Here is a 16,962-nt window from a genome sequence, read left to right on the forward strand (position 1 = left end):
TGGTTTTCTTGTGGAAGTTAAAAGTAGCAAATACAAATTAAACAGCCTAACAGTGCAGCAGTGTTAGGCACGTTTTTTAGATAGATTTATGAAACTTGTACTAGGTAACAATGATAAGAATTGTATTTTTGAATTTTAAGAATATAGAGAATTGATTATGCAGCAAGCTTATTTAGGTAACTTTTTAAGAACCGTTATCATCATCATAGGTGTTTTAATGCTTATTCGTTATGTAACAAAGGTTTTTATGCCATACATTTTGAGATATTTAGTAAAGAAATCTGAAGACCATATCAACAAGAAGTTTCAAGGATTTCAAGAGTCTCAACAGCACCAAAACGATTATCAAGACACAAACTATACTACATCCCATAAAAAACAACCTAAGAACGATAAAAAAGTAGTAGGGGAGTATATAGATTTTGAAGAAATAGAGTAACCACTTTACAACCACATCAATGAACCTAAACATCAACGATCTTTGGAAGCACCTTGCTGTTTTCGTACTTTTTATCATTATTCCACTTATCTATTTTAGTCCTGTTCTGGATGGAAAAGTAATTGAACAAAGTGATATTGTTCAATACAACGGAATGGCAAAAGAGCGTAATGACTATAAAAAGGAAACCGGTACAGAATCGTATTGGACAGACAGTGCTTTTGGTGGAATGCCAACCTATCAATTAGGAGCTAATTATCCGCACAACTATATTAAGAAGTTAGATCATTTGATTCGCTTTTTACCAAGACCGGCAGATTATGTATTTCTATACTTTTTAGGCTTCTATGTGTTGATGTTAGTGTTGAAAGTAGATTACCGATTGGCATTCTTAGGTTCGCTGGCTTTTGGTTTTTCAACCTATTACATCATTATTTTAGGAGTAGGGCATAATGCCAAAGCGCATGCTATTGCTTATTTTCCAATGGTTATCGGTGGTATTCTCATGGTATTTCGGAAGAAGTATTTCTGGGGAGCGGTGCTCACGGCTTTTGCTATGGCGTTAGAAATTAGTGCCAATCACTACCAAATGACGTATTATTTATTGCTACTGGTTATCACGCTGGGCGTTGTATATCTTATCGATGCTTTTAAGAAGAAGGAGTTGCCACATTTCTTTAAGTCGGTTGGGATTTTGATGGCAGCTGTGATTATTTCAATCCTTACCAATGCAACCAACCTTTTAGCTACTCAAGAATATACCAAGTGGAGTACACGCGGTAAAAGTGAACTTACGTTCAATGCAGATGGATCTCCAAAGGAAACCGATGCTGCTTTGGACAAAGAATATATTACGCAATATAGTTATGGGATTGTAGAGTCTTTAAATCTCTTTGTACCCGGAATGTTTGGCGGAAGTAGAGATCTTGATGAAGATTCAGCCGTGTACACCTATTTGCAAAAACGTGGCGTACCAAAAAGTCAGGCAGCGGGGCTAACAGAAAGTTTAACCACCTATTGGGGACCTCAGTACTACGTAGCCGGGCCGGCCTATATTGGCGCTATTGTTTGGTTCTTTTTTGTGCTAGGGCTATTTCTTGTCAAAGGCCGCTTTAAATGGTGGTTGGTTGCCGGGAGTATTTTAGCCTTTTTACTATCGTGGGGTAAGAATTTGATGTGGTTTACAGACCTGTTTATTGATTTCTTCCCGTTGTATGATAAGTTTAGAGCAGTATCGTCTATACAGGTATTGGTAGAATTTACCATTCCTCTTTTGGGAATCATCGGGTTGAAGAAACTCTTTGACAAGGATGTGGATACCAACGAGAAACTACACGCTGTTAAATGGACAGGAATTATCTTGGGAGGCTTGTGTGTGGTATTGTTCCTTATCAAGTCGATGTTTGACTTTGTGGGCAGTAGCGATGGTATGATTCGTCAGTACTACGGAGATGACATTGTTCGGTTGTTAATAGAAGACCGTAAGAGTATTTACAATGCCGACCTATTCCGAAGTCTTATTATTGTAGCTATAGGCTTTGCCGCAGTTTGGTTCTATGTAAAAAACACCTTAAAGCAAAATATGGTCATTGGTGTTTTGGTGATCTTGGTATTGGTAGATTTGGTTGGGGTAGATAAGCGTTATGTAAGCAAAGATGATTTTGTTTCCAGCAGACGTATGTCGCACCCTTTTGAAGCTACCAGAGCCGATCAACAGATATTGAAAGATACAACCCACTTTAGAGTGTTTGAGCCTTCCGTAGGACTTAATGGGGCTAGAACGTCTTATTTCCATAATTCTATAGGCGGTTATCACGCCGCAAAACCGAAACGTTTACAAGATCTTTATGAATATCAGCTTGCCAACGGTAATATGGATATTCTCAATATGCTGAACGTAAAGTACGTTATTCAGCAAAATCAGGAAGGGAGCGTATATCCAACGCCAAATCCGGATGCGAATGGCAATGCGTGGTTTGTAGCTTCCGTTAAGAAAGTGAGCTCAGAAGATGCCGAAATGAAAAGTCTGGATAGCTTGCAAACCAAAACCACCGCTGTGGTAAATACCAGTGCTTTTCCGGAGGCTGCTTCGCTTTCCGAAAGCTATACCGTGGCCGATGCTCAAATATCTTTGGTACAACATACTCCAGACCATTTGGTGTACCAAACGTCTAATAGTAATGATGGTTTGGCAGTGTTTTCAGAAATGTATTATCCACATGGATGGAAGGTAACTTTGGACGGGAAAGAAGTATCTCATTTTAGAGTAGATTTTGCGCTGCGCGGTATGCAGGTGCCCGCAGGAAACCATACAATAACCTTTACCTTTGATCCGCAGGTAGTAAAAACAGGAAGCGCTATCTCTTTGGCAGGGAACGTATTGCTGGTACTTTTGGTAGCCGGCGGATTGTTCTTTCAGTTGAAACGAAAAGATCCTTCAAAGGAATAACGTATGCAGAAGGTACTCATCATTACCTATTATTGGCCACCAGCCGGAGGACCCGGAGTGCAGCGTTGGCTGAAATTTGTAAAGTACTTTCGTGACTTTGGTATTGAACCTATTGTATACATACCGGAGAATCCTACGTATCCCATGACCGATGCTTCTTTTGAAGCCGAAGTTCCGGAGGGGATCACCATTCTTAAACACCCTATTTTTGAACCGTATGCACTAGCCGGTTTGTTGTCTAAAAAGAAAACACAAACCATTAGTAGTGGAATCATACCCACTAAAAAGCAATCGTTAGCAGAGCGCTTGCTTCTTTGGGTACGGGGTAATCTTTTTATTCCAGATGCGCGGGCCTACTGGGTAAAGCCTTCCGTAAGGTATCTTTCCAACTATATCCAAGAAGAAGGGATTGAAACCATTGTGACAACCGGTCCGCCACACAGCTTGCACTTAATAGGTTTGCAACTGCAGTCTGCCTTAGGTGTTCGGTGGATGGCTGATTTTAGAGATCCCTGGACGTCTATAGGATACCATTCCAAGTTAAAGCTCACCAAGCGTTCACAAGCCAAGCATAAAGCCCTTGAAAAGGAAGTATTGCAGCGTGCCGATGGTATTTCGGTGACCAGTTATACGACTAAGAAGGAGTTTGAAGCGCTGACGACTCAACCCATAAAAGTGATCACTAACGGATTTGATGCCGTTACCTTACCCGCTACAAAGCTGTCTGACAAATTTACGCTGGCTCATATAGGTTCTTTACTCTCCGGAAGAAACCCGGAAGCGCTATGGCAAGCCTTGCAAGCATTACAGCAAGAAGAGCCCAGTTTTGCAGCAGATTTGGAAGTGGTACTCGCCGGAAAAGTGAGCGAAGAGATTCTGGAAACCATCACCGCTTATGGATTGAAAGACGCTGTGCGCTTGCCCGGCTATATTTCACACGGTGAGGCCTTGCAATTGCAGCGGGAGAGCATGGTGAACCTGTTGATAGAAATTGATTCTAAGGAGACACAAGGTATCATTCCAGGTAAGTTGTTTGAATATATGGCAGCAGCCCGACCTATTTTAGCCGTTGGTCCTGCCCAGTGGGATGCCGCAAGCATTGTAGAAACCACCCAAACGGGACATTCATTTTTGTATACGGATATGGTGGCCATCAAAAAACAATTGTTATCTTGGTATCGTCAATACAAGGCAGGTGAATTGCAGGTAAATCCAACAGATTTAGAGCAATTTACACGAAAAGTACTGACCAAGAAAATGGCAGCATACCTAGCTTCATTGCACTAAATTATATGGGCGTAATATTTAAACAATCTTTTCTAAATACCATATCTACCTACGTAGGGTTTGCTATAGGTGCCATTAATACCCTTTTTTTATATACCAGTTTTATGACCGACGAATATTATGGGTTGGTTGGGTATATGATCTCGGTAGCGAATATATTGATGCCCTTGATGAACTGTGGCGTGCAGAATGCTTTAGTCAAGTTTTACTCCTCTTACACACCCGGGGAAGAACGGAATAAATTTACCTTTATGATGTTTCTATTGCCGTGGCTTGCCATTATTCCGGTGGGTATTATAGGTACGCTGGGTTACCATACCATTGCAGGGCTACTCTCTCAAAAGAATCCTATAGTAGCCAATTATGTGTGGATGATCTACATTATAGCGGCCTCTATGGCGTATTTTGAAGTATTCTATGCGTGGACCAAAGTGCAATACCAGTCTGTAGTGGGGAATTTTATGAAGGAAGTACTCCACCGCGTTATTGTGATGCTATTGCTGTTCGCTTTGTATCTAGAATGGTTAGATATCCAAGAGTTTATCTATGGAATGGTGTGCATGTATATTTTTAGAATGCTGGTGATGTGGGTGATAGCCTTCAAGATTAAACGACCTGAGTTTTCATGGGGATTGCCAACTCAGTTTAAAAGTGTACTGAAATACTCTAGCCTTATCATTCTGGCAGGTTCTATAGCCATTATCCTTTTGGATATAGACAAAGTGATGCTGGGCTTGTATATGGATATCAACAATGTAGCATACTATAACGTTGCGGTGTTTATAGCCATAGTTATTGCTGTGCCTACGCGCGCCATGCAACAGATAACCACGCCCATCACGGCCCGTTTACTGAATGAAAAGAATTATGAAGAACTGGGTACCTTATACCAGCGGTCGTCTATCAACCTATATGTGGTGAGTGGTGTGATCTTTTTATTGATCGTGTTGAACATCAAGGAGCTGTATGAATTGCTACCCGATGCAGCCTATAGCAAGGCCATTGTGGTGGTGTTTTTGATCTCGCTGGCAAAACTGTGTGATAACCTGATAGGCATCAACAATGCAATCATCTTTAATTCTAAGTATTACCGTATGGTACTGCTTTTTGGATTATTGCTGACTGTGCTTACAGTGGTATTGAACATGCTCTTTATACCGCTATGGGGTATGAACGGATCGGGGTTTGCCACGCTTTTGGCCTTTTTGATCTACAATAGCATGAAGCTTGTATTTGTACAACGGAAGTTTGGTATACAACCTTTTACTACCAAAACCTTGCATGCGTCGCTATTTTATACACTAATGGTAGGGGCGTTCTTTTTTTGGGACTTTCCTTTTCATCCACTGGTGAATATCGTTTTGAAATCGGTATGTATTGTAGTCATTAGTGGTGTGGTAATGATCCGTTTTCATATGTCTGACGATATCACTGCCGTTTGGAAAAAGTATAGCAAGCCTATTCGCAATTACCTTCCGTAATGTAACCATCGGTTTCGTAGTCTGCACACAAGCCTTCTTTGCGCTCTACAAACTGATTTTCAAAATTTCCGGTAGATTCATTGTATACCGGTTCATAGAAGTCACAGTAACAACCGTTTTCATCTTCTTCTGCACAAGAGGTGAAGGCTAGTATTGAAATTCCCAGAATGAGTATCTTTTTCATGGATGCGTTATTTTTTATCAAAAATAAGAAAGTAGTGCTACAATCAAACAAAAATTTAGGTTTCTCTCCAAGTCTTTTCCAAGTGCAGGTAGGCGTATTCCATGGTCATAAGCAATAGCATACTCGGAGTCTGGAAAGGAAGCGATTATTACCCGGAAACAGATGGGTAGAAGGTAGACAGAAGGTTGGTGCAAGGTTGGTAAGTCTATGGGTAGCCAGGCGACCGTTTTACCAAAAGGTAGCTAAGCCGGAGCATAGTGTTTGCTTACAGAACGCTTACAGGATGGTAACAGAACGGTAACAGAACATTACGAAAGTGTCCGATTTGTTTGGGTTACTGTGCATTATATCAACGTTTTAGTAAAAATGAAGTGTCCGCAACTGTAATGCAAGTGTCCGATATGATTTTGTAGGTTGTTTATTTTCAGGGTTTTACGGAATTTAGCCTTGGTCTATGTGTTGGATGATTCATCTAAAAACCAGTGTATTATGGTAGGAAATAAATATCAGTTACTCGTAAAAAGTATCGAAAATAGCATTACAAATTTGTGCAATTTTGTGCATATCTGTGGGAATCTGTACCCATGTGTGGAGTATGATACCATTATAGGGCCGTTAGTACGTAATGGTACTCAAATGTACCCAACGTGACCAATTGTTACATTTTCGTAAAACAACCCTGTGTGTTTGTTGCAGTGTTGTTGCAGTAAACGATGAGTTTCCTTTACGAAAATGCCATTTTACCAAGGAAGACTGGAACAAAACTGGGACAAAACCCCTTGGGAGGTGGCTGTGGATGAGGTGGATGCTATGTGAAAAGTATTGTTGTAGGAAAAAGTGGGGGTAAAAAACTAAAAGTGTATAAAAAGTTATATCTTGTTTATGATATAAACGAGTGAGCTAACATTTGAGAAAAATGAGAAAACAAAGAATACTTTTATTATTAATTATAATTCTTACTTCTAACACAGCTTTAGGGCAAGCAACTGATTCGCTAAAAAATGCTATGTTGGAAAAAATAAAATATAGTGAGCGTTTTAAAGAAAACATCTATGAATTTAAGGGAAAGGAATTGCCAAAATTTGAACTGAATCTTCTTAATGGGAAAAAACTCAATTCGGAATCTCTAAAAGGCAAACCAACCGTTATAAATTTTTGGTTTAGTAATTGCACATCTTGCATCGAAGAGATGCCACTTTTAAATGAAATTAAGTCTGAATTAGGAAATGGAGTAAACTTTATATCAATGACCTTCCAGAAATCGAATGAAGTTAATGAATTTTTAAAAACACACGATTTTAACTTTACTCACATCGTAAATTCAAAAGATTACATAAAAACTTTCGGAACTTTTGGTTATCCAAAGACTCTGATTTTGGATAAAAACTTAGTCATTGTTGAAATTGAGAAAATGATTCCAAAAGACACCGAAAACGAAGAAAAAAATAAAGCGGAATTTAAAGCACAATTATCAGAAAAACTGACTGAATTAAGAAAACGTTAGCTAACAAAGATCTGATCAAAATCTAAAGTAGAAAAGAGCGGGGATTATCAATGTTGACGGAATCACAAGTTCCAACGGTAACCTTAACCTTACTCCACTCTTTTGTTCTTTCTTATATTTATAGATAAAAGTTAGTAATTGTAAACTTAAGATGGTAAGCGTTGCACAACCCCATTGTAATAGTTAGCGGTTAGTTTATACAAGTCGCTTTTGAGTGACTTTGTTTTATGAATTGTAGTGAGCCGTATAAAAAATGTGTATATTGTTTTTGATATAAACGAGTTGTAAGCAATCTGACCAAATATGACCGACGAATTTATTCCACCAATAAAAGAAAGAACAACAGATGACTTGTTAAAGATTGTTGGAGCACCAGATAAATGGAATCCAAGAGCTGTTTTCCTTGCGAATAATGAATTGATAAACAGAAAAGTTGAGCCGAAAAAAATTCAGACCGCTAAGTATTTATCAAAAAAAAGAGAGAAGGTTGAGGAAAGAATAAAAGCCAACGAGAGTTATCAGTTTTGCGACTTTTTTTTTAACCCTTTTTGGACTTTATTTGAAATAATATTTTCGTGGGAGTTAAAAAAGGACGGATTTATTCGAAAAGCTAAACAACAAAAATATTTTCGGATTGGAATTGGAATTCTGATTTTGATTTGCATTGGACTCTCATATATGACTTAATAAAAAACAAAAGCCAGCGTACAACAAGTTGGTAACCATTACACAACCCCATTGTAATAGTTAGCGGTTGGTTTCTACAAGTCGCTTTTGAGTGACTTTGTTTTTATGAATTGTAGTGAGCAGTATAAAAAATGTGTAAATTGTTCATTATATAAACGAGTTAGCACCAATTTGAAAAACAATGATAAAAACGATAATTATAGTAATAAGTGTGTTTTTAATTCTAACAGGATTTAAAACCTATAAGTTTCTAAAAGAAAACGTTAAGAAAATTCCAAAAGTAAGTTTTGAGGAACAACTTAAAACTTACAACGAATTAGGATACAAATTGAACAGCGGAATTACTAAAGAAACGTTACTTGAATCATACGACAAATCTGATTTTGAAGACGATACTTGGGTTCTTATGTATGTTACTTTAGGTTCGACAATAGAAAGAGAACCTTGGACACCAATAACAAATGATTGTTGGCATTTCGATGCTGAATGTATTGAAGATAATGGCTCTTATATAGACATACTCGAGAATATTAAAAGAATATCTAAAAACAAACTGAACTTTGAAAATATTAAAGATTTTGTTGACATAGATAATGAAAAAGCTTGGGTTTCTTTTGAGCTAAATGGAAAAAATCACAAATGGAATTTAAGAATTGATGATGATTGGGTTGATGGTTCTATATTCGATAAAATTAATGAGCTAAACTCGGAATTAAATAACTCTAGAAAATTGACTTTTATTGGATTGGGTCAAGATGTAGTAATTGACTATATGACTGAAAAAGAAATGATTGAATTTAAAAAGGCAACTAATGTTAAAATAAAATGGTTGAATGGAATTAAAGATATTGGAGAATAAATAACTTCTGCTAACATCTGTAACCATTACACAACTCCATTATAATGGTTAGGGGTTGGTTTATACAAGTCGCTTTTGAGTGACTTTGTTTTTATGAATTGTAGTGAGCAGTATAAAAAATGTGTATCTTGTTCATGATATAAACGAGTTACCAGTACTATGAATTAAATCAACAAATTGAAAACAATACAATTCATATTCATACTTCTCTTTTTATATTCTTGCAGTGATAAGCAAGAAAAGGATACAACAAAGGATATCAGAAAGTCAATTATAACGTTGTCAAAAATTGATAGTCTCAAAACAGATGATGATGTTCAAAATTTTATAAGAGAATCTAATTCGAGTTACGATGAATTCGAATTGAAAAGAATTCAAGATTTTGATAGAGACGATAAATCAGATAGCATAACCAAGATTATTGCGAACAAATTAAGAATAACGAAATCCTATTATAAAGCGGACTTTGACTACAACGGATATACAGACTTATTAGTCATTGGAGACAACAAAGATTGTTTGAGTTTTAAACCTTGTAGTTTTAATTCTATGGTAATCATGAATTTTGGGAATGATAGTTTAAAATATGTCAACATTGTTAAAGACATGCGCACATCAATAGTCCCAATCATAGAAAAAAGAAAAGATGAAACCATACTCGTAATTAACACTCCAGACCAAATAAGTTGGAGAAACGAAAAATTTAAAGATGGTTCTGTAGATAATCTTATTTATAGAAATGGGAATTTTATAGAATACAACTCAAAAGTTGTACAACACAATATTGAGCGAATTGAATACTCGACTGGTCCTTGTTTTGGCCCATGTCCAATTTTCTCTTTATCGTTAACAAACAATGGTAAATCTGAATTTTTGCCGGAAGCATTTAATTTTGATGATGAGAGTTATGATGAAAATACTGAAGGCAAATTTATGTGCAACCTAGAAGAAAAAAAATGGAATGAATTGACAGATTTAATTAACTACCTAGATTTTACTAATCTTGAGAAGTATTATGCTGTTAATTGGACTGATGCCCAAAGTTGTACTTTGAAAATTACGTATGATAACGGTAAAATTAAAGAAATTAGAGATTATGGTCGAAGAGGGACTTATGGTCTTAAACAGCTATACCACCAATTATTTGAATTACGATTTAATCAAAACTGGAAAAGATAAATACAAATGGCAACATCTGTAACCATTACACAACCCCATTGTAATAGTTAGCGGTTGGTTTATACAAGTCGCTTTTGAGTGACTTTGTTTTTATGAATTGTAGTGAGCAGTATAAAAAATGTGTATCTTGTTCATGATATAAACGAGTTAGGTGCAATATGAACACAACTTTATCTGAAAATAATATTGATATAAAACTCAAAGAACATTACAAGCTTTATGTTTTGTTAAAAGACAAAATCATATTCGAATCTGAATTACAAAATAGCGGAATAAAATATTACGTAGACATAAATGAACAACCATCTATTGATGGCGGAATTAGATATTTCCTACTCGACACTGATGTGAAAAACGTTGACCGTATTATTATCGAAAACGGAATCGTGGCAAATACTGAATCTAATCTGATTTCGGATTTTAGAGACGAAAAAAAGATAATGAAATTGTACGTTTCCATTGCTGGAGCAGTAATCGGAATTATAATTCTGATTGTGGTATTTGAAAAAATAATTGGATAAAAATTTGAACGAAATAATAAATACTGCACCTAAGCCGGTAACCATTACACAACCCCAATGTAATAGTTAGTGGTTGGTTTATACAAGTAGCTTTTGAGCGACTTTGTTTTTATGAATTGTAGTGAGCAGTATAAAAAATATGTATATTGTTCATGATATAAACGAGTTAGCAACAATACTAAAACACAATAAAATAAAAAATGAAAGTATTTTTAAGTTGGTCTGGACAGACTAGTCACAAAGTGGCAACAATTTTAAGAGACTGGATTCCTTCAGTCATACAATCAGTTGTCCCTTATGTCTCATCAGAAGATATTGATAAAGGAACCAGATGGAGTACAGATATAGCCAAAGAACTAGAGGATTCAGCTTTTGGAATACTATGTGTAACAAAAGACAATATTGATGCACCTTGGTTAACATTTGAAGCTGGAGCATTATCCAAGAAATTAGAAAAATCGTATGTAAGTCCATTTCTTTTTGATATAAAAAGAGCAGAAATTGACGGTCCTATTTTGCAATTTCAATCAACAGTTTTTGAAAAAGAGGACATAAAAAAATTATTAAAAACCATAAATAAAGCTTGTGGAGATGATAAACTATCCGATGAAAGATTTGAAAAATCATTTGAAGTATGGTATCCCAATTTAGAAAAGGAATTAACTGCTCTAAAAAAGAAAACTAAAGCAGAGGAAAATCCTGTAGAAGAAACGCCAGAGAATTTTAATCAACAAATGCTTGAAGAAATTCTGGAATTATCAAGAATAAACCAAAGAATTTTAAGAGACCCAGAATCAATTCTACCACCCGATTATCTAAGATATGCTTTAGAGAAATCTAAGTCAAATGAAAAAGATAATAGTTTATTAAGAGAAAAAGAAATTATTGCACAAGAACTTAATCATTTAATATACAGACTAAAAGAACTTACCTTTAAATACAAGGAATTAGAAAAGCCAATCGACGAAGAGTTCGAAAATAACGTACACAGATTGACTAGTGTAATTGACCATTTGGAGTTTATAAATAGAAAAAGTAATCGATTAAGAAGATAAAGTACTGTTGCCAACAAAGATCTGAGTTAAAAACAAGCCTATTTAAGCTACGTTAGCTATTACAAAACGGTATGAAAAAGACCTATGCAATACAATTGAACAAGGTTACCATAGGAACCACTGTGTTTGCCTATGCAGATGTTTCTATGGGGGTTGTTTTTGGTACGGTGCTATTTCAGGATATCAATTCACCTTACGATTTTTTAAAAGAATATTGTCTTCAAAATGGAATTGGTATAGATGCCCATATCCCGAAGATAAATTTATAACCACACCCATCATTCCTGAACTTAAAGTTTTGGATGTCAATGGAACGGAATTACAAGGGTACGAAGCTCATTTTCTAGGGGTGGAAAGTGAGGTTTTTCAGCTACACTTAGTAGATATATCAGAGGATTTGATGCAATCGGAATTTAAACATCACTTTGATGCGTATTACAAAAAATAGAAGAACTAAGCAGAACGCTATAAAATGTAAAGAGGTACATAGACGTTTTGTGATGGGTTGAGCGCTTCGTTTCCTTCAATATAAAAAATACTTTTTGTAAGAAAAATATCCTTCAAAAGATGTGGAAGTTGTATATTTAGACAAACATTCATTATCATCACTACAAACGAAAGCTATGAAAAGATTCCTTATTCTCGTATTTGTGTTCTTATTTCAAATTGTATCGGCACAAAACAATGCTGCAACGGTGCGTTACAAGATTACAGTAAACAAAGATTCCCTAAAAAATGCTTCGGATGTGTATGTAAAAAGTATGGTGGAGCACAGCAGCCCTGTGTATGCTTTACTAGACTTTAATAAAACTGCGTCTCTGTACTTTTTAGAGGGAACGCTTTCAGAACTTTACAACGCACCCATCAACCTGGCCAAGAGCTTTGGAGGTAGTACTACCACGTACTATTACAATCAAGAAAGTAAAGAGTATTTACGAGAATCTCATCTACAACCAGATCCTTTGATCATTAAAGGCGAACCTATTCACTGGACTATTTTGGAAAACGAGACCAAAATGATACAGGGATATTTGTGTGTGAAAGCTATAAGAGAAAGTGAACCAAAAGATGCGAGATTAAAAACAAAGTCGCGATTAGAAGCGTGGTTTTGTCCTGATATTCCCTTCAGTTTTGGTCCGGAACGCTTTCATGGTTTGCCGGGTTTGGTAGTACAGTGTAGCGGTAGTGTGGTTTCGTTTCAAATGGAAAAGATTACCTGGCATACCAAACCTTTAAAAATTGACAAACCAACCGGGAGCGAGGTACTTTCAGAAGAGGAATTTAGAGACCGGGTGGGTAGGTTTTAATGAATGGGGCTTTTTTAAATGGAAGATTGCTTGAAGTTCAGGTACGAATTTTTTGAGAAGGGTAGCTTTCTTTCAAAGAGCACATCATTTCATAACATCATAGCGAGGATCCTTAATACTTCGGTAACTTAGAAAACAGGGCAGGCAGTATTTTTGTAGATTCATGAAAAACTACAGCCTCCATACCCTATTTTACTTTTTATTTCTGAGTGTACATGTGCTTTGTGCACAACAAATGAAGTTTAAACCCCTTACTACCAAAGAAGGTCTTTCCAATAATTCTGTGAATGACATGATCAGCGATGCAGACGGTAGATTATGGATAGCCACCTGGGACGGACTCAATGTTTATGACGGTGCTACTGTAACGGTTTTTAAACATCACCCTAGTGACAGTACAAGTTTATCCGGTAATGTAGTTTTAGGATTGTTGAAAGATGCTACCCAACGTATTTGGGTACTTACGGATAACCAAACGGTTTCTTCCTATGAAGGCGATGGTATTTTTAAAGCTTATCATTTTTCCGAACAACCAGATGCGCTGGCACTTACCAAAGACGGGCGTATTGCGGTAGCCATACAAGATGAGTTCCTAGTTTTAACCGCCAATGCATTTTTAAAGCATACGGCACAACAAATTCAAACAACGGATCATCTTGGGGTACTGAAACATTTTTTATTGCAGAAATATCCGGAATTGATCATCAACGATATATTTAAAGATTCCGAAGGTAATATTTGGTATGCTACCCGAAGAAACGGACTCTACATTATCCCCAATACCCCCAAAAATGTTAACAATCAGTTTATCGAGCATTACACCTACGACCTGTATTCTCCTTACAGTTTTACTAGCAATGAAATAGAAAAGATCTATCAAGACGATTTTGGTAATATTTGGTTGGCTCATAAAGATGGAGGAGTGAGTATGGCCTATAATGGAGCAGAACAGATCACTACTATTATTCCGCATCCTGTAAAGTTTCCGCATTTACCCAATGAAACCATTAGAGCCATTACCAAAGACAACCAAAGCACCATTTGGTTGGGCTATTACACCAAAGGATTGTTCTACTACAGCGAACAAACGCATTGTTTTTTACCGTTTGAAATTAAAGAAGCAACCGAGAATGAAGACTGGAACCGCATTCGTAGTTTGTATACTGATGCAGAAGGAACCGTTTGGGCAGGAACATACAATGGGGTTATCAAAATAACGAAAAATGGGTATCAGTTGCTCAATGCCACAAACACACCCAATTTTCCCTACAATAGAAACTATGCATTTTGCGAAGATGACAAACATCTTTGGGTAGCTTGTTGGGGAGGTTTAGGAAAGCTAGATACAGAAACTGCTACATTCAAACGCTTTCCGCATCAAGAGGTATTGAATGATTATCATATTCGGTATGTGATCAAACAACAAGACACCTTGGTACTGGCAACCGAAGCCAATGGAGTACTCTTTTTCACAGAGCAAGAAGGAATCATCAAACGCATTACTACTGCAGATGGCATTTTGGGAAATAGTATTTACCGTATACATTTTGATACGCATACCGGCTATTACTGGATTGCTGCTTTGGGAGGTATTTCGGTGTATGCTACAGAAAAAGGAATCATTAAGAATATTTCAGAAGCAGATGGATTACCTAGTCATATGGTCTATGGATTGCTTTCAAACGGTTCTAAAATGTGGATCAGTACTACCAAAGGAATAGCCACCATAGATACGCATACGTATCAGGTATTTCAATTGCCAAAAGATCAAGGATGGCAGGCCGAAGAATTTTCCGAAGGCGCTTCGTATCAAGATCGAAAAGGGATGTTGTTCTTTGGTGGAATTAACGGACTTAGTTATTTTCAACCGGATGCCTATCATTATTCGCTAAAGCCACCCAAGTTGCATGTGGTCATTGATGGGAAAGAAAATTACACCCAACGACTGTCTAAAACCTATAGCCATAATTCGCTTTCGGTACAACTCACACCTGTGAGTTTTTCAGGAGTACATCCTGCTATTTATTATCAATTAAAAGGCTTTGATACAGATTGGAAGTTATACAATGGTCAGGAACTGCTATACCATAACCTGAGTGCCGGAGATTATACGTTGCTAACGCGTATTGAAGGCGAGCAAGGTTCTGTGCACAACTATCTGGAATTGCATATAGGAAAACCGTTCTATCAAACTTCCTGGTTTTTTGTTTTGTGCTTACTGGTATTGGTAGGATTGGTTAGTGGTGTTATTGTCCGAAAAAATAGAACCGCCAAGCGCATTCAACGAGAGTTGGAAGAAAAAATCCGTGAGCGGACCGCCACGGTGGAAGATCAAAAAGCAACTTTGCAACGCACGAATGAAGAACTGGAAGCAAGGCATACCGAGTTGAATGTACAGAAAGAACAAATACTGGCATTGCACCACCAATTAAAGAATAGAGATTTTGAGGTAGAAAAGTTTAAAACTTTTGTATTGAGTGGTTTTAAACCCAAGTTATCCAAGATTGTACAGGAGCTTCAAAAGGTATCCACATCGGGGAAAAAAACAGAAATGGAACAAGAGCTATTTGCATTGATCCAAACAATTTCAGAATGGGATTATCTAGATCATGTACAGGCTTTAGGTGCAGTAGCCAATTCTCAAGTTCAATTTAAGAAGTTGATCAGGCGTATTTATGAGAATATTCAGCTTGGAAAAATCACCATAGAGGCAAAGTTTACCTATGAGATCATGGCCGCTTCCGAACTTATTGCGATAGATGTACTACGCTTGAAATTGTTGTTTCAATATTTACTCAATGAAGTATTAAAGTACAGTGATTCCGCTTCAAAACTAACGGTAAGCACGGTATTGGAAGAAAAGGATATGATCATCACCCTGCAAAGCAATAGCGCCTTGTTACGGGAACAATGGGAAAACATCCAAGATTATAGTCCGTATTACAAAGCATTTGAAACTTTACTGAAAGACCTTGCCGGCGTCATACAACAAACAACTTCAAAGGAATTATCCTTGACTATTACAATTCCTGTAGTCAACGTACAACAGCAAACGGAAGCATCGGGTGTTCTGCTTTTAAAGCATTTAGAACAGTCTGATGCACAACAGAAGCCTAGCATTTTGGTATACTGCGATGCCGATGATGTGGAACTGGTGCAGCATTTGCTAGAAAATACGTCTTATCAGTTGGTATTTGAACACGATGCCAATGCATTGCCAAGCGCTTTACAGCAGATCAATGTAAAAGCGTTGGTAGTCTACAATGCCTTGTTTACTTCAGCATTGATACAGGTAATTTCTCAGCCTGCTTTTAAACAGTTACCAAGTTTATACATTGCAGAGCACATAGATCTGGAAATGGAAGAAAAGGTAATGGATCATGGGATGAGTGCTATTATTTATTTACCGGTACGCGCAGGGTTCATTGAAAAGAAAATTCAGTCGATCCTGCAACAACGCAAAAAAGTGTTCTCCGCTGGTGGTTATGATCTTCTATCAGATAGTGCTGCCACATCGGTCAACCTAAACCCCAATGAAAAGTTAGTAAAGCAAGCACTGGAGTTGATTCGTAAAGAATTGGGGAATGCAGCTTTTAATATAGACATACTACATTCTACGCTGGATATTTCAAGAACCAAGTGCTACCGTATCTTTAAAGAAGTACTGCAACAATCACCCTCCGATGTGTTGATCAATCTACGTTTGCAAAAAGCGGAACAATTGCTATTACATGATCGATTGAATATATCAGAAATCAGCTTTGAGTGTGGGTTTAATGATCCTAAATACTTCAGTAGGATGTTTAAAAAACATTTTGGCGCGAGCCCCAAGAGCTACAAACAGCAACAGCAAAATGAATTTCCTGTTTAAGGTGAGATTACTGCAATATTAAGCCAATGTTACTGCAACAAAAGTGAACGTTTTTGGTAGATAAAAGCCTCGTTTTTGCATCGAAACTACACCTTTCTGAAACAATAATCCAACACAAAACCTAGGGCTGACACTAGTT

The 16,962-nt window shown here is 37.0% G+C and carries 14 protein-coding genes; 13 read left to right on the top strand and 1 reads right to left on the bottom strand.

Annotated features, from left to right (window positions below; translation table 11 throughout):
* The first annotated feature begins 157 nt into the window (after positions 1-157).
* From BM383_RS05760 to BM383_RS05775, 4 genes are read left to right on the top strand one after another with little or no spacing between them, the layout of a single operon-like run.
* Positions 158-439: a DUF4834 family protein gene (locus BM383_RS05760; protein ID WP_093023939.1), complete on the top strand. Its 282-nt coding sequence runs from the start codon at positions 158-160 to the stop codon at positions 437-439.
* Between the two features lie 19 nt (positions 440-458).
* Entirely contained in the window at positions 459-2,888 is a 2,430-nt protein-coding gene (locus BM383_RS05765) for a YfhO family protein (RefSeq protein ID WP_093023941.1), read from the top strand.
* Positions 2,889-2,891: 3 nt separating this feature from the next.
* Positions 2,892-4,175, top strand: a complete 1,284-nt coding sequence (locus tag BM383_RS05770; protein WP_093023943.1) for a glycosyltransferase family 4 protein — start codon at positions 2,892-2,894, stop codon at positions 4,173-4,175.
* Between the two features lie 5 nt (positions 4,176-4,180).
* On the top strand, positions 4,181-5,656 hold the full coding sequence (locus tag BM383_RS05775; protein WP_093023945.1) for an oligosaccharide flippase family protein: 1,476 nt from the start codon (positions 4,181-4,183) through the stop codon (positions 5,654-5,656).
* On the opposite strand, the gene BM383_RS05780 is transcribed toward BM383_RS05775, so the two are convergent.
* Positions 5,634-5,840 (bottom strand): hypothetical protein, encoded by a 207-nt coding sequence (locus BM383_RS05780; protein WP_093023947.1) that lies wholly within the window; start codon positions 5,838-5,840, stop codon positions 5,634-5,636. The two genes, BM383_RS05775 and BM383_RS05780, sit on opposite strands and share 23 nt — an antisense overlap.
* A 916-nt stretch (positions 5,841-6,756) precedes the next feature.
* On the opposite strand from BM383_RS05780, the gene BM383_RS05785 reads away from it, so the two are divergent.
* From BM383_RS05785 to BM383_RS05825, 9 genes are all read left to right on the top strand, one after another.
* The gene (locus tag BM383_RS05785) at positions 6,757-7,344 is read left to right on the top strand and encodes a TlpA family protein disulfide reductase (RefSeq protein WP_093023949.1); all 588 of its coding nucleotides are present in this window, start codon (positions 6,757-6,759) and stop codon (positions 7,342-7,344) included.
* 303 nt (positions 7,345-7,647) lie between these two features.
* Positions 7,648-8,031 (top strand): hypothetical protein, encoded by a 384-nt coding sequence (locus BM383_RS05790; RefSeq protein WP_093023951.1) that lies wholly within the window; start codon positions 7,648-7,650, stop codon positions 8,029-8,031.
* A 181-nt stretch (positions 8,032-8,212) separates the two neighbouring features.
* Positions 8,213-8,890: a hypothetical protein gene (locus BM383_RS05795; RefSeq protein ID WP_093023954.1), complete on the top strand. Its 678-nt coding sequence runs from the start codon at positions 8,213-8,215 to the stop codon at positions 8,888-8,890.
* 279 nt (positions 8,891-9,169) lie between these two features.
* Positions 9,170-10,069 (top strand): DUF6438 domain-containing protein, encoded by a 900-nt coding sequence (locus BM383_RS05800; RefSeq protein ID WP_143106345.1) that lies wholly within the window; start codon positions 9,170-9,172, stop codon positions 10,067-10,069.
* A 158-nt stretch (positions 10,070-10,227) separates the two neighbouring features.
* On the top strand, positions 10,228-10,590 hold the full coding sequence (locus BM383_RS05805) for a hypothetical protein (protein WP_093023959.1): 363 nt from the start codon (positions 10,228-10,230) through the stop codon (positions 10,588-10,590).
* Between the two features lie 200 nt (positions 10,591-10,790).
* On the top strand, positions 10,791-11,645 hold the full coding sequence (locus BM383_RS05810) for a TIR domain-containing protein (RefSeq protein ID WP_093023962.1): 855 nt from the start codon (positions 10,791-10,793) through the stop codon (positions 11,643-11,645).
* A gap of 71 nt (positions 11,646-11,716) precedes the next feature.
* On the top strand, positions 11,717-11,914 hold the full coding sequence (locus BM383_RS05815; protein ID WP_093023964.1) for a hypothetical protein: 198 nt from the start codon (positions 11,717-11,719) through the stop codon (positions 11,912-11,914).
* A 354-nt stretch (positions 11,915-12,268) separates the two neighbouring features.
* Positions 12,269-12,952: a GLPGLI family protein gene (locus tag BM383_RS05820; protein ID WP_143106346.1), complete on the top strand. Its 684-nt coding sequence runs from the start codon at positions 12,269-12,271 to the stop codon at positions 12,950-12,952.
* Between the two features lie 235 nt (positions 12,953-13,187).
* Positions 13,188-16,823 (top strand): two-component regulator propeller domain-containing protein, encoded by a 3,636-nt coding sequence (locus BM383_RS05825; RefSeq protein WP_177229069.1) that lies wholly within the window; start codon positions 13,188-13,190, stop codon positions 16,821-16,823.
* The last annotated feature ends 139 nt before the right edge of the window (positions 16,824-16,962 follow it).

The organism is Pustulibacterium marinum, assembly GCF_900116665.1.
Lineage (GTDB): Bacteria > Bacteroidota > Bacteroidia > Flavobacteriales > Flavobacteriaceae > Pustulibacterium > Pustulibacterium marinum.

What these genes read in the sequence shown, in the direction of transcription:
- BM383_RS05760 (WP_093023939.1), top strand. Translation starts at nt 158, where the DNA reads ATGCAGCAAGCTTATTTAGGTAACTTTTTAAGAACCGTTATCATCATC.
- BM383_RS05765 (WP_093023941.1), top strand. Translation starts at nt 459, where the DNA reads ATGAACCTAAACATCAACGATCTTTGGAAGCACCTTGCTGTTTTCGTA.
- BM383_RS05770 (WP_093023943.1), top strand. Translation starts at nt 2,892, where the DNA reads ATGCAGAAGGTACTCATCATTACCTATTATTGGCCACCAGCCGGAGGA.
- BM383_RS05775 (WP_093023945.1), top strand. Translation starts at nt 4,181, where the DNA reads ATGGGCGTAATATTTAAACAATCTTTTCTAAATACCATATCTACCTAC.
- BM383_RS05780 (WP_093023947.1), bottom strand. Translation starts at nt 5,840, where the DNA reads ATGAAAAAGATACTCATTCTGGGAATTTCAATACTAGCCTTCACCTCT.
- BM383_RS05785 (WP_093023949.1), top strand. Translation starts at nt 6,757, where the DNA reads ATGAGAAAACAAAGAATACTTTTATTATTAATTATAATTCTTACTTCT.
- BM383_RS05790 (WP_093023951.1), top strand. Translation starts at nt 7,648, where the DNA reads ATGACCGACGAATTTATTCCACCAATAAAAGAAAGAACAACAGATGAC.
- BM383_RS05795 (WP_093023954.1), top strand. Translation starts at nt 8,213, where the DNA reads ATGATAAAAACGATAATTATAGTAATAAGTGTGTTTTTAATTCTAACA.
- BM383_RS05805 (WP_093023959.1), top strand. Translation starts at nt 10,228, where the DNA reads ATGAACACAACTTTATCTGAAAATAATATTGATATAAAACTCAAAGAA.
- BM383_RS05810 (WP_093023962.1), top strand. Translation starts at nt 10,791, where the DNA reads ATGAAAGTATTTTTAAGTTGGTCTGGACAGACTAGTCACAAAGTGGCA.
- BM383_RS05815 (WP_093023964.1), top strand. Translation starts at nt 11,717, where the DNA reads ATGAAAAAGACCTATGCAATACAATTGAACAAGGTTACCATAGGAACC.
- BM383_RS05820 (WP_143106346.1), top strand. Translation starts at nt 12,269, where the DNA reads ATGAAAAGATTCCTTATTCTCGTATTTGTGTTCTTATTTCAAATTGTA.
- BM383_RS05825 (WP_177229069.1), top strand. Translation starts at nt 13,188, where the DNA reads ATGAAGTTTAAACCCCTTACTACCAAAGAAGGTCTTTCCAATAATTCT.